Origin of the sequence: Streptomyces sp. NBC_01707, assembly GCF_041438805.1 — a bacterium.
Classification (GTDB): domain Bacteria; phylum Actinomycetota; class Actinomycetes; order Streptomycetales; family Streptomycetaceae; genus Streptomyces.
In genome coordinates, this window is sequence record NZ_CP109190.1 from 7,141,265 (window position 1) to 7,160,854 (window position 19,590).

Consider the following 19,590-nt stretch of genomic DNA (forward strand, 5'->3'; position numbering starts at 1 on the left):
ATCCCCTCCGGGGCCCCGCCCGTGTCCGCCGTCAGCTGTGCACGGGCAGCCCCGCCAGCAGCTCGGCGACGATCGACGCCCCGCGCAGCGTCAGCACCGACTCCGGGTGGAACTGCACCGACGCGAACCCGTCCCCGCGCAGCGCGTGCAGCTCGCCGGTGGCCGCGTCCCGGCTCACCTCGATGGAGTGCGCGGCCAGCTCGGTGACCGTCTCGTCGTCGCAGCGTGCGGTGAAGCTGTTGTAGAAGCCGACGGTCTCCGGGCGTCCGAACAGCTCGATCCGGGTCTGCGCGCCCTGGTACGGCACGGTCTTGCGGACGATCTCCAGGCCCAGCTCCGCCGCGATCAGCTCATGCCCCAGGCAGACCCCGAGAAGCCCGTGCCGGTGGTCCCGGACCAGCTCGGCGGCGAACTCGCGCAGCAGCCGCATCTTCGGATCGCCGGTGTCGGCCGGATTCCCGGGCCCGGGACCCAGCACGACCGGGCCCAGGTGCGCCCGGACGGTGTCGCGCAGCCCCGGCTCGTCGTAGCGCCGCACCGAAACCTCCAGGCCCGAGGCGCGCAGCAGATGCGCCAGCATCGCGGTGAAGGTGTCCTCGCCGTCGATCACCAGCGCATGGCCGGACAGCTCCTGCGTACGCTCCTGCATCCGCAGCCAGAACGGTGCGAGCCCGTCCCGCCGGGCGTCCAGCGCGGCCCGAACCCGCGGATCGCCGGCCAGCCGCGGACGCGTGCTCTCGGCCCGTGGCCGCCCGGGACGCACCCCCAGCGCGGCCAGCACCCCGGCCGCCTTGGCATGGGTCTCGGCGACCTCGCTCGCCGGATCGGAGTGGCGTACGAGCGTCGCCCCGACCGGCACCCGCAGCCGCCCGTCGGCCGCGATGTCGGCGGTACGGATGAGGATCGGCGAGTCGAGGGTCTGCGCCCCGCCCGGCTCCTGCCCCAGCAGGGCCAGCGCGCCCGCGTAGTATCCGCGCCCGCCGGGTTCGTACCGCTCGATGACCCGGCAGGCGTTCTGCACGGGCGAGCCGGTGACCGTCGCCGCGAACATGGTCTCCTTCAGTACCTCCCGCACGTCCAGCGAGGAGCGCCCGCGCAGTTCGTACTCGGTGTGCGCGAGATGGGCCATCTCCGTGAGCCGTGGCCCGATCACCACCCCGCCCATGTCACCGACGGTGCACATCATCTTCAGCTCCTCGTCGACCACCATGGAGAGCTCCTCGGTCTCCTTGCGGTCACCGAGGAAGGCCAGCAGACTCTCGGCGGTCGGCCCTTCGGCGGGGTAGCGGTACGTCCCGCTGATCGGGTTCATCACGACCGTCCCGCCGGACATCCGCACATGCACCTCGGGACTGGCGCCGACCAGCGTCCTGTCGCCGGTGTGCACGACGAACGTCCAGTACGCGCCCCGCTCACCGGCCAGCAGCCGTCGGAAGAGTGCCAGCGCGTCGGCCCGCCCGAAGCCGGGGATCCCGCCCTGGAAGGTGCGCCGGACGACGAAGTTCGCGCCCTCGCCCTGTCCGATCTCGTCCTCGATGACCCGCCGGACGATCCCGGCGTACTCCTCGTCCGGCACGTCGAAGGCCCCGCCCTCGACCCGCACGTCGTGGGTGGGCAACACGTCGAGCACAGTGGCGAGCGGCAGCTCGTACGTCTCGTCCGCGACCAGCACGGACAGCGGTGTCCCGTCGTCGCGCACGTCGAAACCGCGCTCGGCGATCTGCCGGAACGGCACCAGGGCGAGCGACGGGCGCGGCCCGACGGGCAGATCGGCGAGCCGGTCCACCTCCCGCACCCGGCCGATCAGGACCTCGACGGTGTCGTGATCACGGCCGGGGGTGCGCCTGCGCAGCAGCGCGAACGGCGGGCAGTCGTCCGTCAGGAGCCGCTGGACGACGAGCTCCGTGGGGTCGGGCATGAGGTGTTCCTTCCGGATGGAGGAACGGCTCCCGAAACGCAGAGAAGGCCGCCCCTCGGGCGGCCTTCGCGTGGTCTGTCGCGCGATGAATCAGTGGGCCGCCGGATGAGCGGTCCACCACCAGTTCTGATGCGTCTGCGCGAACATGTTCCGCACTTTACCGGACGTCCACCGGCGCGGACGCGCGTCTCATCTGTTGAGCCTACGGATGAGCGCCCCACGAGACCCCGTAATGTTGTGGATGTGACCGTGAACGCCAATACCTCCGTCGCCGGTGGCAACACCTGGCGAGACCTTCCCGCGGCGCAGCAGCCCGAGTACCCCGATGCCGAGGCTCTGCGCGATGTACTCGCGGACCTCGCGTCGTATCCGCCGCTCGTCTTCGCGGGCGAGTGCGACCAGCTGCGCGCCCGCATGGGAGCCGTCGCCAAGGGCGAGGCGTTCCTGCTGCAGGGCGGCGACTGCGCCGAGGCCTTCGACGCCGTGTCCGCCGACCACATCCGGGCCAAGCTGAAGACGCTGCTCCAGATGAGCGCCGTCCTGACCTACGCGGCCTCCGTGCCCGTCGTCAAGGTGGGCCGGATCGCCGGCCAGTACTCCAAGCCGCGCTCCAAGTCGACCGAGACCCGCGACGGCGTCACCCTGCCGACCTACCGCGGCGACTCCGTCAACGGCTTCGCCTTCACCGAGGAGGCCCGGGTCCCGGACCCGGAGCGGCTGAAGCAGATGTACCACGCATCCGCTTCTACGCTGAACCTCGTCCGCGCCTTCACCACCGGCGGTTACGCCGACCTGCGCCAGGTGCACGCCTGGAACCAGGACTTCGTGAAGTCGTCCCCGTCCGGTCAGCGTTACGAGGCGCTCGCCCGCGAGATCGACAACGCGCTGAACTTCATGAAGGCGTGCGGTACGGACCCGGCCGAGTTCAAGGCGGTCGAGTTCTACTCCTCGCACGAGGGGCTGCTGCTGGACTACGAGTCGGCGCTGACCCGTACCGACTCGCGCACCGGCCGGCTCTACGACACCTCCGGCCACATGGTCTGGATCGGTGAGCGCACCCGTCAGATGGACGGCGCGCACATCGAGTTCGCCTCGAAGATCCGTAACCCCATCGGCATCAAGCTCGGCCCGACGACCACCGTCGACGAGGCGCTCGGCTACGTCGAACGCCTCGACCCGGAGCGCGAGCCCGGTCGGCTGACCTTCATCGTCCGCATGGGCGCCGACAAGGTCCGCGACAAGCTCCCCGCGCTGGTCGAGAAGGTCACCGCCTCCGGTGCGGTCGTCGCCTGGGTCACCGACCCGATGCACGGCAACACCTTCGAGGCGGCCTCCGGCCACAAGACCCGTCGCTTCGACGACGTCCTGGACGAGGTCAAGGGCTTCTTCGAGGTGCACAAGGGCCTCGGCACGCACCCGGGCGGCATCCACGTCGAGCTCACCGGTGACGATGTCACCGAGTGCGTCGGCGGCGGCCACGAGATCTTCGTGGACGATCTGCACCAGCGTTACGAGACGGCCTGCGACCCGCGCCTCAACCGCAGCCAGTCGCTGGACCTGGCCTTCCTGGTCGCCGAGATGTACCGGGACCAGTAGGGCAGTCACCGCAGGTACCGATGTACGACTGTGGGGCACGGATCGATGTGATCCGTGCCCCACAGTCGTACCGGGGCTTTACGGGAGTGGAGCGCCGGGTAAGGTTAGGTTAGCCTCACCGATCAGTCGGGACGGCGCCAACGATCGATCCCGTCGGGAGGTGAACCGCATGTACGTCTGCTCGTGCTTCGGCATTACGGAGCAGCAGGTCAAGGAGCATGCGGACGCCGGGGCGTGCACCCCCCGCCAGATAGCCTCCGCCTGCAAGGCGGGCACGGACTGCGGCGGCTGTGTCCGCAGGATCCAGGCGATGCTGGGCCGTGGCGCGTGCGCACGTGGCGAGCTGCTCGAACAGAAGCTGACCCCCGGTGGTGTTCCCGAGCGGCCGCTGGAGCCCGGCGCGCCCTCCGATGCCGACCCGGGCAGGGCGCCGGGCATCGCCCCCGGCAGGACGCCGGGCATCGCTCCCGGAAGAGTCCCGGGCATCCGGCTTCCCGACGCGGCCTGAACCCAGGGCTCGGGAGGACCCGGACCTCAGCTGTCCGGCTGCTCGATCTGCTGCGCGATGTAGTGCGGCTCGCCGATCTTCTCGATCAGCTCCAGTTGGGTGTCGAGGTAGTCGATGTGATGCTCCTCGTCCTCGAGGATCGACTCAAAGATGTTTGCGGACGTGATGTCACTCTTGCCGCGCATCAACTCGACGCCGCGCCTGAGGCGGTCGATCGCCTCCACCTCGATCTGGCGGTCGGCCTGGAACATCTCCGTGACGGTCTGGCCGACCCGCACATGGAAGAGTCGCTGGTAGTTGGGTAGTCCTTCGAGAAGGAGAATGCGGTCCGTCAGCATCTCGGCGTGCTTCATCTCGTCGAACGACTCGGAGCGCGTGTACTTCGCCAGCTTCGTCCAGCCGAAGTTCTCCTGCATCTTTGCGTGCAGGAAGTATTGGTTGATGGCCGTCAATTCGGCGGTCAGCTGTTCGTTCAGGAACTCGAGGACCTCGGGGTCGCCCTGCATCGCAGAGGCTCCTTCCAACCGTGAACCGGGCAAGTTGGCCGCATCCTCGCACCGCACCCAGCCACCGTCCAGTAAGTACACGCTTAGTACAGGTTGCCCCGTATCGCCCCTGCCCTGGTCATGACCACCCCTGCCTGTCTGTCACCATGGAGTCATGGGTCAGCCGGAAAGCCGGGAATACCGCGAATCAGAGCAGTCTGAGCTTCCGCCGGGACAGCGACTGCAGCGCGGCTGGCCGGTTACCCACTACGGGCCCGTTCCCAAGTTCAAGCCCGACCGCTGGGAGTTCCGGGTCTTCGGAGCCACGGCGGACGGCGAGAAGCACTGCTGGAACCATGAGGAGTTCTCGGCCCTGCCGTTCTCCTCGGTCGTCGCCGATCTGCACTGCGTCACCAAATTCAGCATGCTCGGCGCCGAATGGGGCGGGGTCCTCGCCCGCACGATCCTCGAACTCGCGCCGCCCTCGCCCCAGGCCACCCATGTGATGGTCTGGGCCGAGTACGGATTCAGCTCGAACCTGCGGCTCGCCGACTTCGCCTCGGACCGAACACTTTTCGCCACTCACCAGGGCGGTGAACTGCTCACCGCCGAGCACGGCTTCCCGCTGCGTCTCGTCGTACCGCATCTGTACGCCTGGAAGGGGCCCAAGTGGGTCCGGGGCATCGAGTACATGACCGCCGATCGCCGGGGCTTCTGGGAGGAGCGCGGCTATCACAACGTCGGCGACCCCTGGAAGGAACAGCGCTACTCCTACCAGGAGGAGCCCGGGGACGGCCCCGAGCTCTGACCCGTCGGGCCCGGTCGCCGCGGGCCCGCCCTCACCCGTGGTACCGGTGCACCACTGCGTGCCCCTTGCCGCGGCCGATCATCCACTTGTTGACCGGTGTGGTGACGATGAAGGCGACGGCCAGCGACAGTGCGAGGGCTCCCCAGAACAGCGCGTCGGCGAGCTGCGCGTCCATGGCGCCCGGCCACAGCGCGATCACACCGTTGTCGATCAGCTCCATCACCGCGATGGAGAGGGTGTCCGCGGCGAGGGCGATCCGGAACGCCGTACGGAAGTCGACACCGGCCTTGAGGACGGAACGCAGGGTCAGCGTGTAGCCGAATGCGAAGGCCAGGACGATCGCGAGGGCCATCGTCTCCGCGTTGCCCCAGCCGAGCGCCGTACCGATCACCATGCCGAGGATCTCGCCGATGGCGCATCCGGTGAGGCAGTGCAGCGTGGCGCGGGCCGCCATGGACCAGCCGGCCTTGCCGGGAGCGTGCGCCGTGTGGCCGGCGTGAGCCGAACGGTCTGCGTGGTCTGCGTGCCGGCTGCTGTGGCCCCGGTGCTCGCGGTGCTCGTGCGGGCCCTGCTGCTCGTGCTGTTCGTCGCGCGTGCCGTGGTGCATGGCGATCCCCCGATGCCGGTAGCGGTTCCCTTCCATCACGGGAACCGTATACCCCCTGGGGGTATTCCTGCCTTCGCGAATTCAGCCCCGGTCGCGAAGCTCCTTGAGCCGCGCCACATCCGACGCGTGGCCTTCCTTGCCACCCGGTGTCTCGATGACCAGCGGCACCCCGGCCGTCGCCGGATGCGAGAACAGCTCCTGGAACGGCCCCTCGCCGATATGTCCGGCGCCGATGTTCTCGTGCCGGTCCTTATGGGCTCCCACCACGTCCTTGGAGTCATTGGCGTGGATCAGTTTCAGCCGGCCCTCACCGACCGTCTCCACCAGCAGATCCAGGGTCTGCTTCATACCTGCCGGGCCGGCCAGGTCATGGCCCGCCGCGTAGATGTGGCACGTGTCGAGACAGATGCCGAGCTTCGGGTGGGCGTCCAGCGCCTCGAAGTACGGGCCGAAGTCCCAGGTCCGTGAGCAGAGTGAGAACCCCTGTCCGGCCGTCGACTCCAGCAGCAGAAAGGGGTCGTCGTCGTGGGTCAGCTCGTCGAGGAGCGGCCGCATGTGCGTACGCACCTGGGCCAGGGCCTCCGCGCGCGGCCGGCCGCCGGTCGCGGAGCCCGTGTGCACCACGACGCCCAGGGCACCTATCTCCCGGGCCCGGCGCAGCGAGTGGCGCAGCGACTCCACGGACCTCTCGACAGTGGCCTCGGTGTGCGAGCCGAAGTTGATCAGATACGGAGCGTGGACGTACGCCGGTATCGACTCGGCGGTGCACTCCGCGCGGAACTGTTCGTCCTGCGCCGGGTTCCCGGCCGGTGTCGCCCAGCCGCGCGGGTTGGCCACGAAGACCTGGACGGCCTCCGCACCCATCTCGCGGGCGTAGGGCAGGCCGACCTTGGCGAGGCCGCCGGCCACCGGGACATGGCCGCCGACTGGGTTGCGCATACGGATCTAGAGCCCCTTGGTCTTGATGGTGATGGTGCTGCCCTCGGGGGCGCGGTCGCCGCCGTCGACGGACTGGGACGCGATCGTGTCGCTGAAGGAGAGGAACGGGCGGTCGACCTCGACCTCGAAGCCCGCGGCCTTCAGCAGTCGTGTGGCCTCGTCGACGTCCTTGCCCGTGACATCCGGGACATCGATCATCCGCGGGCCCTTGGAGACGGTGAGTGTGATGGTGTCGCCCTCGGCTGCCTGGGTGCTCCCGCCCGGTGACTGGCGCGCGATGTCGCCCGCAGCCTCGGGCGAATTGACCCGGCTCGGCAGCACCTTCGCCTTCAGTCCTTCCTCGTCCAGCGCGTCGGTGGCCTCCTGGACCGACAGCCCGGTCAGGTCGGGGACATCGACCGGGCTGCCCTTGCTGACGACCAGGGCGACCGCGGAGTCGGGGTGGCGCTCCGCGCCCGCTCCGGGATCCGTACGGATCACCTGGCCCCGTCCGATGTCCTCGCTGAACTCCTCGGTGACCATGCCGGGTACCAGGCCCGCCTTCTTCAGCGCGCGCCTGGCCTCGGCCGACCCGGTGCCCCGGACGTCGGGGACCTTCACGATCTCGGGCCCGCGCGAGACGACGATCTTCACCGATCCGTTGCCCCGGATACGGGCGCCCGACTTCGGGTCGCTGCTGATGACCTTGCCGCGGTCGACGTTGTCGCTGTAGGCCCGCGTGACGCCCTTCAGCTCGAGACCGGAGTCCGAGAGCCGCCGGCGGGCGGCCTCCTCGGTCTGGCCGAGCAGCGAGGGGACCCGGGTGAACTGTCCCGAGTTGATGTACCAGACACCGGCGCCGACCCCCAGCACCAGCAGCACGGCGACGATCGCGGCGAGCATCCCGCGCCGCGGCCCGCCGCCCCGCGCCCCGCTCCTCGCCGGCTCGGGCGGCAGCGGAGGGGGCATCTCCAGCCGGCTGGTGTGATGGGCGGTGCCCTGGTCGGCCGGGAGCACCCGGGGGATCACGCTCGTCCGGTCCTCGGCGTCGCCGTGTGCCTCGGCGAGAGCCTGCGGCGGTGCGGCGTCCAACTGGCCGTCGGTGAGCGCGGCCCGCGCCGTGCGGGACTCGGCGAGCAGGGCCACGGCGTCGAACGGACGGGCCTCCGGGTTGCGGGCGGTGGCGCTCGCGACCAGTTCGTCCAGCTCGGTCGCGAGCCCCGGCACGACGGCCGACGGCGTCGGCACGTCCTCGTTGAGGTGCCGGTAGATGACCTGGGCGGGGGACTCGCCGGTGTGTGGCTTGGCGCCCGTCAGCATCTCGTACAGCACGACCCCGCAGGCGTACACATCGGTGCGGGTGTCCGCCGTACCGTGCTCGATCTGCTCGGGGGCGAGATAGGAGACGGTACCGAGGACCGTTCCGGTGGTGTTGGTGTCGGCACCCACGGCCCGTACGAGACCGAAGTCCGCGACCTTCACCCGGCCGTCGTCCCCTATGAGGACGTTCTCCGGCTTCATGTCGCGGTGCACGAAGCCTGCCCGGTGTGCGGCGCCGAGCGCCGCGAGGACCGGCTCCAGGATGTCCAGCGCGGCTCTCGGCTGCAGGGCGCCGCGCTCACGCAGCACGTCGCGCAGCGTGCAGCCCGCCACGTACTCCATGGCCAGGTAGACGTACGCCCCCTGGGCACCCTGGTCGAAGACGGCGACCACATTGGGGTGCGCGAGCCGGGCCACGGACTTGGCCTCGCGGATGAAACGCTCGACGAACGAGGCGTCGGCCGCGAGGGCCGGGTGCATCACCTTGAGGGCGAGCACCCGGTCGAGCCGGGTGTCCATGGCCCGGTAGACCGTGGCCATCCCGCCCACGGCGATGCGGGCATCGACGCGGTAGCGGCCGTCGAGCACCTGCCCGACGATGGGGTCTCCCTGGCCGAACGCCGGGGAAGGGTCCTGGAGGGTCGTATCCACACGAGCGAGTCTACGAGCCGCCGAGGAGGTGGCTGACGGGCCGGGCGATCCCGGGGCCGTACTGCAGCCGAGCCGTGACAGGGACATGCGCGTCACACACCTGCGGTGCCATGTGCCCTGCGTGCGTACGGTTGCCCCGCGTGCGTAAGGGTCCTCAGAACGCGGGCCGCTCCGGGTCCAGCGCAGCCCGCCCCTCCATCGGTGACGACGCCTCGGCGAAGTGGCGCCTGGGGATCCGGCCCGCGCGGTACGCCAGCCGCCCGCCGTCCACCGCGTGCCGCATCGCCGCCGCCATCAGCTCGGGTTCCTGCGCCCGGGTCACCGCCGACGCCAGCATCACCGCCGCGCACCCCAGCTCCATCGCGAGCGCCGCGTCCGACGCGGTCCCGGCGCCGGCGTCGAGAATCACCGGGACCCGGGCGTGCTCGACGATCAGCTGGAAGTTGTGCGGGTTGCGGATGCCGAGGCCGGAGCCGATCGGGGAGCCGAGCGGCATGATCGCCGCACATCCCACGTCCTCCAGCCTCCGGGCCAGCACCGGGTCGTCATTCGTGTACGGGAGGACGGTGAAACCGTCGTCCACCAGCGTCTCCGCGGCGTCCAGCAGCTCGATCGGGTCGGGCAGCAGGGTCCGCTCGTCGGCCACCACCTCCAGCTTGATCCAGTCGGTGCCCAGCGCCTCGCGGGCCAGCCGCGCGGTCAGTACGGCCTCGCCTGCGGTGAAGCAGCCCGCCGTGTTCGGCAGGACGCGGATCGACAGCCGTTCCAGCACGGAGAGCACCGAACCCTGCACGGTCGGGTCGAGGCGGCGCATCGCGACGGTGGTCAGCTCGGTGCCGGACGCGGACAGCGAGCGTTCCAGCACGTCGAGGCTGGGCGCCCCGCCCGTGCCCATGATCAGCCGGGAGCCGAACGTCGTGTCGCCGAGGACGAAGAGATCGTCGGACATGGTCAGCCTCCCTGGACCGCGGTGAGGACCTCGATCCGGTCGCCGTCGGCGAGCGCCGCGGTGGACCACCGGCTGCGCGGGACGACGCTCTCGTTGACGGCGGCCGCGACGCCGGAGGACGCCGCGGTGAGGGTGGCGACAAGGGCTTCCAGGGTGGTGCCGGCGGCGATCGAGCGGGGATCACCGTTCACGGACACGGAGAGCGCGACGGAGTCGGTCATGCGGGCTGCTCCTGACGTGCGGAGGGGGTCGCGGGGGGTGCGGCGGGCGGCGGTACGGCGGCGGGCGCGAACCGCCCGGGGGCGAAGGGGCGGGCCACGGTGGGCAGTTCGCCGGTGGTCAGCAGCTCGGCCATGGCGTCACCGGTGACGGGGGTGAGCAGTACCCCGTTGCGGTGGTGGCCGGTGGCGAGGTGCAGGCCGGGCAGGGCGGTGGGGCCCAGCAGCGGGGCGTTGTCGGGGGAGGCCGGGCGCAGGCCGGCCCGGGTCTCGGTGAGCGGCAGTTCGGTGATGCCGGGCACCAGCTCATGGGCGTCGCGCAGCAGCTCGTACACCCCGCCCGCCGTGACCGTGGTGTCCCAGCCCATCTCCTCGCTGGTGGCGCCGACGACCAGCTCGCCGTTCTCGCGCGGGACGAGATAGACATGGCTGCCGCGGACCACGGCCCGTACGGTCCGGGTGAGGAACGGCGCGTACGCGGCGGGCACGGTCAGTCGCAACACCTGCCCCTTCACCGGCCGGACGGGCGGCACGACCTCGGCCGGCAGCCCCGCGAGCCGCCCGCTGAGGCTGCCCGCGGCGAGCACGATCTGGTCGGCTGCGAGTTCCGTGCCGGCTGCCAGTACGGCTCCGGCGGCCCGGTCCCGTACCACCACCAGGCGTTCCGCCCGGTCGCGGTGGAAGACCACCCCGGCCCGTTCACAGGCCGTCAGCAGGGCGGCGGCCAGCCGGCGGGGGTCGACCTGGTGGTCGCCGTCGACCCGCAGACCGCCGCGCACACCCGGCGCCAGCATCGGCTCCAGGCGGCGGCACTCGCGGCCGGTGAGCCACTCCGACTGGAGCCCCGAACGGTGCTGGAGCGCGTGCAGTTCCCGTAGATGGGCGCGGTCGTCGGAGTCCAGGGCGACCGCGAGGGTGCCGCAGGCCCGGAAGGCGATGTCCTGGCCGCTCGCCGCCTCCAGCTCGGCCGCGAAGGCCGGGTACCGCGCGGCGGAGGCGACATTGAGACCGAGCAGCATCTGCTCGCCGTAGTGGAGTTCGGTGACGGCGGCGAGCATTCCGGCCGCGACCCGGGCGGCACCGCCGCCCGGCTCGGGGTCGACGACCGCGGTGCGCAGTCCGCGCTGCGCCGCCCGCCACGCGGTCACCAGACCGATGATCCCGCCCCCGATGACGAGGACGTCGGATCCGGATACGTCGGATCCGTCTGCTGATGTGCTCCCGGAGGATCGCATGGGCGTCCAGCCCCTCCCTTCGCCGGCATGACCCGGATCAGGTTCGTACGGTCGGAGGCCGCCAGCCTCCCTCTCAGCCCGGTGCGTCCGGGCTCCCGCGAGTGTCTTACGTTGGCCACCCTAAACCCCGTCACCCGGCCCCAGTAAGGGAGCAGCCACCGTGGCCCGTTCGCTCGACGGACTTGTCCTCTCGCCGGTCGCCGACCAGGCGCCGGGTCAGGTCGGCACCCGGACCCGCTTCACGTACCACGAGCGGCAGGGTGTGATCTGGGCCGATTACGCGGGCGGGGACGTGGTCCGGGGCCATCTCGTCGGTACCCGAACCGGCGATCGACTCGACTTCCGCTACATCCAGTTGAAGCAGGACGGAACGACCTCCTCCGGACATTGCGCCTCCACCGTCGTCGACCTCACGGACGGCCGGGTGCGACTGGAGGAGCGCTGGGAATGGGAGTCGCAGGAGGGCAGCGGGACGAGCGTGGTCGAGGAACTCACAACCTGACGGTTGGTCAGATGCTTAAGGTGGACAGGTGAGCGAGCAGCAGACAGAGCAGTCGGGCCGGCGGACAGAGCGCCGCGTCGTCATCGTCGGTGCGGGCATGGCAGGCGTGCAGACCGCGGTGGCCCTGCGGGAACAGGGCTTCACCGGCCCGGTCGCCCTGATCGGTGCCGAACCCCACCAGCCGTACGACCGGCCCCCGCTGTCCAAGGCGGTGCTGCTCGGCACCGCCGAAGGCTCCGCCTTCGACATCGACTTCGAAGAGCTGGACATCGAGCTGCAGTTGGGCCGTGACGTGACCGGCGTACGGGCCGACGCGCACGAACTGGACACCCTGGCAGGCCCCGTCCCGTACGACGTCCTGGTCATCGCCTCCGGCGCCGAACCGGTGGTGCTGCCCGGCTCCGAGGGGGTGCCCGGCGTCCATCTGCTGCGCACCCTCGACGACGCCGCACGGTTGCGACCGGTCCTCGACGAGCAGCACACCGTCGTGGTCGTCGGCGCAGGCTGGATCGGCGCCGAATTCGCCACCGCAGCCCGCGCCGCGGGCTGCGAGGTCACCGTCGTCGAGGCCGCCGACCGGCCGCTCGCGGGCGTCCTGCCCGCCGAGGTCGCCGCCCCGATGGCCCGCTGGTACGCGCAGAGCGGTGCCGAACTCCTCACCGGCGCCCCGGTGGCCCGGATCGAGCCCGGCAGCGTGGTCCTCGCGGACGGCCGCACGATTGCCGCCGGAGCGGTGGTCGTCGGCATCGGCGCCCGGCCCGCCACCGGCTGGCTGGCCGGCTCCGGCATCGCCCTCGGTCCGGACGGATCGGTGACCGCCGACGCCGCGCTGCGCACCTCGCTGCCCGATGTGTACGCGGTCGGGGACTGCGCGTCCTTCCCCTCCGCGCGGTACGGCACGCGGCTCCTCGTCCACCACTGGGACAACGCCCTCCAGGGGCCGCGGACCGCCGCCGCCAACATCATCGGTGCCGGTGCGGACGGGGCGTCGCAGCTCCTGGAATACGACCCCGTGCCGTACTTCTGGTCCGAGCAGTTCGACCGGTTCGTCCAGTACGCGGGCCATCACGGGGGTGCGGACACCCTGCTCTGGCGCGGTGACCCGGCCGATCCCGCCTGGTCCGTGTGCTGGCTGCGGGACGGCGCACTGGTCGCCGTGCTGGCCGTCGGCCGGCCGCGCGACCTGGCCCAGGGGCGCAAACTCATCGAGGCGGGGGCACGGCTGGATCCGGTGCGGGCGGCCGACCCCGCCGTACCGCTGAAGTCGGCCAGGGCCGACGCCCCGTAGCGGCACGCCCGGAGGGGCTCCGGAGCCCTTGCGGGCACTGGGTCGCCCCCCGTCCGGTCGGGTCCGGGTACCGACTGTCGGTCCGGGATGGCACGCTTGTCCCCGTGACCGAGATTGACGCAAAGATTGATGCTCTCGTCCCCGCCTGGCTCCACCTTCCCGACATCGCCGAAATGCTCGATGTCGAGGTGACGCGCGTGCGGCAGCTGGTCAAGGAGGGCCAGCTCATCGCCGTACGACGTGGTGAGAACCGGACGCTCCAGGTGCCTGCTGCCTTCATCGACGGCAACAAGGTGGTCAAGGGCCTCTCCGGCACCCTGACCCTCCTGAGGGACGACGGCTACACCGACGAAGAGATGCTGGAGTGGCTCTTCACCCCCGACCCGACCCTGCCGGGTACCCCCGCGCAGGCGCTGAGCGAGAATCGCGGCACGGAGGTGAAGCGCCGCGCCCAGGCGCTCGCCGTCTGACCGGGACGACCGCACGCGGGGGTACGGGCACGGTCCGTTCCGAACGGCCCGGGCCCGTACCCTCGCATCACGCCGCACCGCTCTACCGGCCCGACCGTGTCGCACCGCTGAATTCCGTACAGCTGTATCAAGGGGGAACCTCGCCATGCCCACGCCTCGCGAGCTGCTGTCCGACGCCCGGCTCTATCTGTGCACGGATGCCCGCAGGCGCCAGGGCGACCTGCCCGCCTTCCTCGACGCCGTGCTCTCCTCCGGAGTGGACATCGTCCAACTGCGCGACAAGGGCATGGAGGCGGCCGAGGAGCTCGAACACCTGGCGGTCCTCGCGGACGCCTGCCGGCGCCACGGCAAGCTCCTCGCCGTGAACGACCGGGCCGACGTCGCCCACGCCATCGGGTCCGACGTGCTCCACCTCGGCCAGGGAGATCTGCCGGTCCCCGCCGCCCGCGCCATCATCGGCGAGGACGTGGTGATCGGCCGCTCCACGCACGCGGAGCCCGAGGTCGACGCCGCCGTCGCCGAGCCCGGCGTGGACTACTTCTGCACCGGACCCTGCTGGCCCACCCCGACCAAGCCCGGCCGGCACGCCCCCGGCCTCGACCTCGTGCGGTACGCCGCCTCGCTCGCCCAGCCGCGCCCCTGGTTCGCCATCGGCGGGATCGACGCGGGCAACCTCGACGAGGTGCTGGACGCCGGAGCGCGCAGGGTCGTCGTCGTACGGGCGATCACCGAGGCCGACGACCCGGCGGCGGCCACCGCGGAGCTGGCGAAGCGGATCAGGGCGCGCGCCGAAGGCTGACAGGCGCGTCACGGAAATCACAGATCATCCGGAGAACGCGGAGGACTGTCCGAAGGGTGGACAAACCACCAGTCAATTCGGGCAATTGCCGCTGGCCCGGTTGGGGGACCGTCGCGCCCTGGTTAACCTGCAGTATGGCCCTTGGCACTCCCTCTACCAGGACGGATCACGCACGCACCGTGCGTGAGCTGCTGGCGACCGGTAAGACTTCGTATTCGTTCGAGTTCTGGGCGCCCAAGACCGAGAAGGGCGAACGCAATCTCTGGAATGCGTTGCGCCGGGTCGAGGCGGTGGGCCCGAACTTCGTCTCCGTGACGTACGGGGCCGGTGGTTCCACCCGGGCCGGGACGGTCAGGGCCACCCAGCAGATCGCTGCCGATTCCACGCTCACCCCGGTCGCGCACCTCACGGCCGTCAACCACTCCGTCGCCGAGCTGCGCAACATGATCGGGCAGTACGCCGACGCCGGGATCAGGAACATCCTCGCCGTGCGCGGAGACCCGCCGGGTGACCCGATGGGCGAGTGGGTCGAGCATCCGGAGGGTGTGCGGTACGCGGCCGACCTCGTCCGACTCATCAAGGAATCCGGCGATTTCTGCGTCGGGGTGGCGGCATTTCCCGAGATGCATCCGCGCTCGACCGACTGGGACACCGACATCCGGCATTTCGTGGACAAGTGCCGCGCGGGTGCCGACTATGCGATCACGCAGATGTTCTTCAATCCGGACGACTATTTGCGGATGCGTGACCGTGTGGTTGCTGCAGGTTGCGACACGCCCGTCATCCCCGAGGTCATGCCGCTCACCAGTGTCAAGCAGTTGGAGCGGTTCCCGCAGCTCAGCAACGCGACGCTGCCCTCGTCGCTGAAAGACCGCATCCTCGCCGTCAAGGACGACGCAGCCGCTGTACGCTCCATTGGCATCGAGTTCGCGACGGAGTTCTGCGCGAGGCTGCGTTCCGAGGGTGTGCCCGGGCTGCACTTCATTACGCTCAACAACTCGACGGCAACGCTCGAAATCTACGAGAATCTCGGACTGCACAAGCAGTCGTGACCGGCCGTACCCGCCATGATCCCGGGGGGCGGCCGTAGAAATGGGGGCGGGCATGGGCTGGACGGTCCTCTACATCGCGTTCGGCATCGTGGCGCTGTGGCTGCTCGGCGAGGTGCTCCTGCAGTACAAGGCGCGGCTGCGCTGGCGGCTGCTCGCCTTCACCGGCTTCGCCGGCGTGGTCGTCGGCGTGCTGATGCCGTCCGTGCCGGTCATCGCCGTCGGCGCGATCGCGTTCGCCATCGGCCAGACGTACGTCACGCTCTCCTTCCGGCGCGGCTTCTCGACCGGCTGGGCCATAGGGGGCAGCCCGGGTGAGAGCCGTCGCCGACGTAGCGGCGGTGGCCGGGACGCCCGCCGGGAGCCCACGCTCGAGGTGTCGGACCTGGAAGTGGAGTACGACCGGTCGGGCGGGGACGAGGCGGAGAACGCCGCACCCGCACCCGCGGCCGCCGTCTACGAGCCGGAACCGCTGCCGGACGACACCGGGCAGTACGGCATCTACACCGATCCCGTCCCGCAGCAGGAGTCCCAGCAGGCGCAGGGGCAGCCCCAGTACGGCGCGTACGACCCGTACACCGACTACTCCACGTACAGTGGCGTGCCCGGCCAGGAGAGCTACGGCGGGCAGGGCGGGTACGCCGACCAGAACGCGTACGCCGGTCAGGACGGTTACGCCGGGCAGGGCGCCTACGCCGGGCAGTACGACTACGGCACGGGCCAGCAGCAGTACGCCGCTTACTCCGACCCGTACATCGGCACCACCGGCGGCCCCTCGCAGTACGGCGCGCAAGGCACCTACGCGAGCTACGACAGCTACGGCAACCAGCAGCAGTACGCGGCAGACCCCTACGCCCAGCAGTACACCTCCGAGACCCCTCCGGGCGGCGTCTGGGTGCCGCAGCAGCGCGAGGGCGATCAGTACCCGCCGGAGCAGCAGCCCGCACAGCCCGCCCCGTACCCGAACGCCTACGACGGCGGCTACGACGAACAGCAGTACCGCTACTGACGGACGCCCGGAACCCGGTCCTGCCCTCCCAGGCCCTCGAGGTCAGGGGGGAGAGACCGGGGGCGAGGCGGCACCGGCGCGGCCCGTAATCCTGCCTTCTCGATACCGGCCGCCTCACTGGGAGCCGCGGAAGCCGTCCCCCTCCACGATGAGTCCGGCGACGAGCGTCCCCGACATACCGGCGTGCGCGAGCCCGCCGCCCGGGTGGGACCAGCCGCCCGCGAGGTAGAGACCCGGCAGCCGCGTGCGGTTCCCCGGATGCAGATACGCGCCCCTGGCCCCGGCCAGCGCCGGTGCGGGCACCGAGCCGCCCTCGGCGCCGGTGTCGGCCGCCGTGCGGGCGGGCGTCCGCACTTCGGCGTGGAGCAGCCGCTCGCGTATGCCGGGGACGGCGGCGCCGGCCGCTTCGATCAAGGTGTCCGCGTACCGCTCGCGCAGCGCCGCGTCCGTCCAGTCCACCGCGCCCTGCGGGGCGACCGTCGCCGTCACCGTCACGGCCTCGTGCGCGTCGTCGGGGCGCGTCGACGGATCGTCCGGGCGGATCACCGTCACCGTGGGACGCTCGGCGAGCCGGCCACCGAACACCGCCTCCCGTTCCGCCGCGCCGTCCGCGCCGTGCACCACGGTCCGGTGCACCGTCCCCGTGGGCCGGGCTCCGCTCAGCGACAGGAGGACCTGGAACCGGCCCGGCACCGTCGCCCCGTCCGCCGGCCGCGGCTGAGCCGTCACATCGCCGTCCTGCCAGAGCCCCTGCCCCGGCACCAGTCCCGGGCGCGGCCAGGCCCCGAGCACCACGTGGTCGGCCCCGGCGACCGTCCCGTCCGCCAGCTCGACCCCGGACGCCCGGCCGTCCTTCTCCACCACCCGGGCCACCTCGGCACCGAACACGAACTCCACCTTCCGCGCCAGGCACCGCTCGTACACCGCCTGCGCCAGCGCCCGGATCCCGCCGGCCACGTACCAGCTGCCGAATGTCTCCTCCATGTACGGGAGCAGGGCCGCGCTCGCCGGTGCGCGCACCGGGTCGAGGCCGTACGACAGCGCGTATCCCTCGAGCAGCGCGGTCAGCCGGGGGTCCGTCAGTTCCCAGGCACCGACCTCCGCGACCGTGTCCGCCTGCCGGGCGGCCCGCAGCATCCGGCGCTGCCGGAGCGCCGGATACGGATCGCGGCCCAGCACCTGCCAGTCGGCGCGCAACGGCTCCTCCAGCAGCGGCCGACGGGACCGGTCCCACGCATCCCGGGCCCGGTCGAGGAACTCGCCCCAGCTGCTGCCCGCACCGGCCCCCAGCGCGCCGTCCAGGGCGGCTACCACCCCGGCCCGCGAGGCGTTCGGCAGGGAGACCGCCGTGCCGTCGGCGAAGAGATGGCGGCTCGCCGGATCGACCTGCGTCATCGTGACGCACCGCTCCAGCGGCTCCTTGCCGGTCTTGACGAACAGATCGCGGTAGACGGCGGGCAGATGCAGCAGCGAGGGACCCGTGTCGAACGCGAAGCCGTCCCGCGCATACCGGCCGACCGAGCCGCCGTACGTCCCGGACCGCTCGTACACCGTCACCCGGTGTCCTGCCACGGCCAGCCGGGCAGCCGCCGCCATTGCGCCCATCCCGGCGCCGATCACCGCAATACGTGCCATGTCAGTGACCTTAACGGCCACCGCTGACGAGTCAGCCGGGAGGCCAGTGCGAACCCGTCCCGGCCAGGCGTTTCTCCTCGCGCCGCTGGGCCCTGCGGCGCAGGAACCGGCGAATCCGGGAGGCCAGGAAGGCCAGTATCACGATGCCGAGCACCAGCAGCGTCGCAGCGATGATCGCGGCAGCCAGCGGATGGAATATCGCGAACGTGATGATTCCGGCGACGCCCAGGTCCTCGGCGGTGCTCACCGCGATGTTGCTGAACGGCTCGGGTGAGGTGTTCACCGCCATCCTGGTGCCCGCCTTCACCAGATGGCTCATCAGCGCGGTGGAACCGCCGACGGCCCCGGCGGCGAGCTCCGGCAGCGAACCGCTCTCACCGGCCAGCAGCGCCGCCACGACGGCTCCGGCGACCGGTCTGATGACGGTGTGCACCGAGTCCCAGAGCGAGTCCACGTAAGGGATCTTGTCCGCCACCGCCTCACACAGGAACAGCACACCGGCCACCACGAGCACATCGGTGCGCTGCAGCGAGGCGGGCACCTCGTCGCTGACGCCGGTCGCGCCGAAGACGCCCAGCAGCAGGACCACCGCGTAGGCGTTGATCCCGCTCGCCCAGCCACTTGTGAACACCAGGGGGAGTACGGACACGGACGTGATCGTAACCAGGCGGTGCGGCGCTGCGGATGGAGTCGGGTGCGCAGCTCTGAGTATCCGTACCTAGTGAACGAGATGAGTAGGTACGCGGATGGGCTGCCACCTGCGCAGGCGGCAGAGTGGGGACCACGGAAGGGCGCAGCGCCGGTACCGCCGACACGGGGTGGCGGAACAGGCACGGCACTCCCTCCGGTACGGGGGTGCACCACGGAGGGCCCGGGGACCACGGGGGAACACGGGGGTCAGGGAAGGCCCTCCGGCAGCACGGGAAGCGCCGGTCGGACGAGGCTCGGGGGGATCGAGCCTCGTGGGACCGGCGCTTCTGTGCGTGCGGACGCTCTCGGGGAGGAACGCGTATCAGCGTCCGCTGACCCGGCCGTGCAGCAGCAGGGACAGCGCCGAGTGCACATCGTCGATGGACCGCTCGGGCTGGAACGCCTGCCAGTCCAGCGCAGCCACCAGCACCATGCCGACCAGTGCGGCCGCCGTCAGCGGGATGTCGATCTCCTGGCTGAGCTCGCCGTTCCCGACGCCCTCCCGGAGCACGTCCTCGACCACGGCGACGGCCTCCTGACGCACCACCAGGAGGGTCGCCTGCCAGGCACGGTTGGTGCGCCAGAGCTCGGCGACGTACAGCTGGGTGAAGGCCGGATAGCGGTCGATGAAGACCAGACCGGCCCTGATCATCGCGTCCAGGGCCTCGACCCGGGTGCCGCCGCGCTCCTCGGTCTGCTCGGCCGCGGACCGCAGTGACGCGGTCAGCAGGCCGACGCCGTGCCGCAGCAGTTCCTCGAACAGCTCGGTCTTGCTCTTGAAGTTGTAGTAGACCGTGCCCTTGGCGACCCCGGCGCGCTCGGCGATCTCGTCGACCGTGGTCGCCGAGAAGCCCTTCTCCGCGATGAGCGTGACGGCCGCCTCGTAGAGCTTCTGCCGGGTGGCCTGGCGACGCGTGGTGCTGCTGCTGTCCATG

General features: G+C 71.0%; 21 protein-coding genes and 1 riboswitch. Of the genes, 9 read left to right on the forward strand and 12 right to left on the reverse strand.

Annotated features, from left to right (window positions below; translation table 11 throughout):
- Positions 1-31: 31 nt before the first annotated feature.
- Positions 32-1,918: an anthranilate synthase family protein gene (locus OG963_RS31990; protein WP_371799724.1), complete on the reverse strand. Its 1,887-nt coding sequence runs from the start codon at positions 1,916-1,918 to the stop codon at positions 32-34.
- 90 nt (positions 1,919-2,008) lie between these two features.
- Positions 2,009-2,065: a trp operon leader peptide gene (locus OG963_RS31995; RefSeq protein WP_107063558.1), complete on the reverse strand. Its 57-nt coding sequence runs from the start codon at positions 2,063-2,065 to the stop codon at positions 2,009-2,011.
- 102 nt (positions 2,066-2,167) lie between these two features.
- Here OG963_RS31995 and OG963_RS32000 point away from each other — a divergent pair, with 102 nt between their 5' ends.
- Both OG963_RS32000 and OG963_RS32005 read left to right on the forward strand, forming a co-directional pair.
- Positions 2,168-3,514, forward strand: a complete 1,347-nt coding sequence (locus OG963_RS32000; protein ID WP_176902082.1) for a class II 3-deoxy-7-phosphoheptulonate synthase — start codon at positions 2,168-2,170, stop codon at positions 3,512-3,514.
- 169 nt (positions 3,515-3,683) lie between these two features.
- Positions 3,684-4,022 (forward strand): bacterioferritin-associated ferredoxin, encoded by a 339-nt coding sequence (locus tag OG963_RS32005; RefSeq protein ID WP_256223495.1) that lies wholly within the window; start codon positions 3,684-3,686, stop codon positions 4,020-4,022.
- Between the two features lie 26 nt (positions 4,023-4,048).
- On the opposite strand, the gene bfr is transcribed toward OG963_RS32005, so the two are convergent.
- Positions 4,049-4,528 (reverse strand): bacterioferritin, encoded by a 480-nt coding sequence (bfr, locus tag OG963_RS32010; RefSeq protein ID WP_030919241.1) that lies wholly within the window; start codon positions 4,526-4,528, stop codon positions 4,049-4,051.
- 154 nt (positions 4,529-4,682) lie between these two features.
- Between bfr and OG963_RS32015 the strand changes: the two genes are divergently transcribed.
- Positions 4,683-5,315 carry a sulfite oxidase-like oxidoreductase gene (locus tag OG963_RS32015; RefSeq protein ID WP_093771581.1) on the forward strand — a complete coding sequence of 211 codons (633 nt, stop codon included), beginning with the start codon at positions 4,683-4,685 and terminating at the stop codon, positions 5,313-5,315.
- A 31-nt stretch (positions 5,316-5,346) separates the two neighbouring features.
- Here the strand turns inward: OG963_RS32015 and OG963_RS32020 are convergent, their stop codons facing one another.
- The 6 genes from OG963_RS32020 to thiO all read right to left on the reverse strand — a co-directional run bounded on the left by OG963_RS32020 (position 5,347) and on the right by thiO (position 11,213).
- A complete protein-coding gene (locus OG963_RS32020; RefSeq protein ID WP_256223496.1) occupies positions 5,347-5,958 on the reverse strand; it encodes a DUF4396 domain-containing protein in 612 nt (203 codons plus the stop codon).
- Positions 5,959-6,003: 45 nt separating this feature from the next.
- Positions 6,004-6,861: a deoxyribonuclease IV gene (locus OG963_RS32025; RefSeq protein ID WP_093771583.1), complete on the reverse strand. Its 858-nt coding sequence runs from the start codon at positions 6,859-6,861 to the stop codon at positions 6,004-6,006.
- Positions 6,862-6,867: 6 nt separating this feature from the next.
- Positions 6,868-8,811, reverse strand: coding sequence for a Stk1 family PASTA domain-containing Ser/Thr kinase (gene pknB, locus OG963_RS32030; protein WP_371799725.1), 1,944 nt, complete (start codon positions 8,809-8,811; stop codon positions 6,868-6,870).
- A gap of 154 nt (positions 8,812-8,965) precedes the next feature.
- Positions 8,966-9,760 carry a thiazole synthase gene (locus tag OG963_RS32035; RefSeq protein WP_093771587.1) on the reverse strand — a complete coding sequence of 265 codons (795 nt, stop codon included), beginning with the start codon at positions 9,758-9,760 and terminating at the stop codon, positions 8,966-8,968.
- 2 nt (positions 9,761-9,762) lie between these two features.
- On the reverse strand, positions 9,763-9,981 hold the full coding sequence (thiS, locus tag OG963_RS32040) for a sulfur carrier protein ThiS (protein ID WP_093771589.1): 219 nt from the start codon (positions 9,979-9,981) through the stop codon (positions 9,763-9,765).
- Complete coding sequence (gene thiO / locus OG963_RS32045) at positions 9,978-11,213, reverse strand: glycine oxidase ThiO (RefSeq protein ID WP_093771591.1); 1,236 nt, start codon at positions 11,211-11,213, stop codon at positions 9,978-9,980. The genes thiS and thiO overlap by 4 nt, the downstream gene beginning before the upstream one ends.
- Positions 11,211-11,322: riboswitch (TPP riboswitch) on the reverse strand. Its footprint overlaps the gene before it by 3 nt.
- A gap of 51 nt (positions 11,323-11,373) precedes the next feature.
- On the opposite strand from thiO, the gene OG963_RS32050 reads away from it, so the two are divergent.
- The 6 genes from OG963_RS32050 (at position 11,374) to OG963_RS32075 (ending at position 16,330) form a co-directional block, all read left to right on the forward strand.
- A complete protein-coding gene (locus OG963_RS32050; protein WP_030919265.1) occupies positions 11,374-11,715 on the forward strand; it encodes a hypothetical protein in 342 nt (113 codons plus the stop codon).
- Between the two features lie 97 nt (positions 11,716-11,812).
- Positions 11,813-13,003 carry an NAD(P)/FAD-dependent oxidoreductase gene (locus OG963_RS32055; RefSeq protein ID WP_371800336.1) on the forward strand — a complete coding sequence of 397 codons (1,191 nt, stop codon included), beginning with the start codon at positions 11,813-11,815 and terminating at the stop codon, positions 13,001-13,003.
- A gap of 104 nt (positions 13,004-13,107) precedes the next feature.
- On the forward strand, positions 13,108-13,473 hold the full coding sequence (locus OG963_RS32060) for an Rv2175c family DNA-binding protein (protein WP_030919271.1): 366 nt from the start codon (positions 13,108-13,110) through the stop codon (positions 13,471-13,473).
- Between the two features lie 145 nt (positions 13,474-13,618).
- Positions 13,619-14,272 carry a thiamine phosphate synthase gene (gene thiE, locus OG963_RS32065; protein ID WP_030919274.1) on the forward strand — a complete coding sequence of 218 codons (654 nt, stop codon included), beginning with the start codon at positions 13,619-13,621 and terminating at the stop codon, positions 14,270-14,272.
- A gap of 134 nt (positions 14,273-14,406) precedes the next feature.
- Positions 14,407-15,324, forward strand: a complete 918-nt coding sequence (gene metF, locus OG963_RS32070) for a methylenetetrahydrofolate reductase [NAD(P)H] (protein WP_093771595.1) — start codon at positions 14,407-14,409, stop codon at positions 15,322-15,324.
- A gap of 52 nt (positions 15,325-15,376) precedes the next feature.
- A complete protein-coding gene (locus tag OG963_RS32075; protein ID WP_371799726.1) occupies positions 15,377-16,330 on the forward strand; it encodes a hypothetical protein in 954 nt (317 codons plus the stop codon).
- Positions 16,331-16,444: 114 nt separating this feature from the next.
- Here OG963_RS32075 and OG963_RS32080 read toward each other — a convergent pair whose 3' ends face one another.
- From OG963_RS32080 to OG963_RS32090, 3 genes are all read right to left on the reverse strand, one after another.
- Positions 16,445-17,965, reverse strand: coding sequence for an NAD(P)/FAD-dependent oxidoreductase (locus OG963_RS32080; protein ID WP_093771599.1), 1,521 nt, complete (start codon positions 17,963-17,965; stop codon positions 16,445-16,447).
- 31 nt (positions 17,966-17,996) lie between these two features.
- Positions 17,997-18,614: a DUF4126 domain-containing protein gene (locus OG963_RS32085; RefSeq protein WP_093771601.1), complete on the reverse strand. Its 618-nt coding sequence runs from the start codon at positions 18,612-18,614 to the stop codon at positions 17,997-17,999.
- Between the two features lie 363 nt (positions 18,615-18,977).
- Entirely contained in the window at positions 18,978-19,589 is a 612-nt protein-coding gene (locus OG963_RS32090) for a TetR/AcrR family transcriptional regulator (protein ID WP_030919287.1), read from the reverse strand.
- Between the last annotated feature and the right edge of the window lies 1 nt (position 19,590).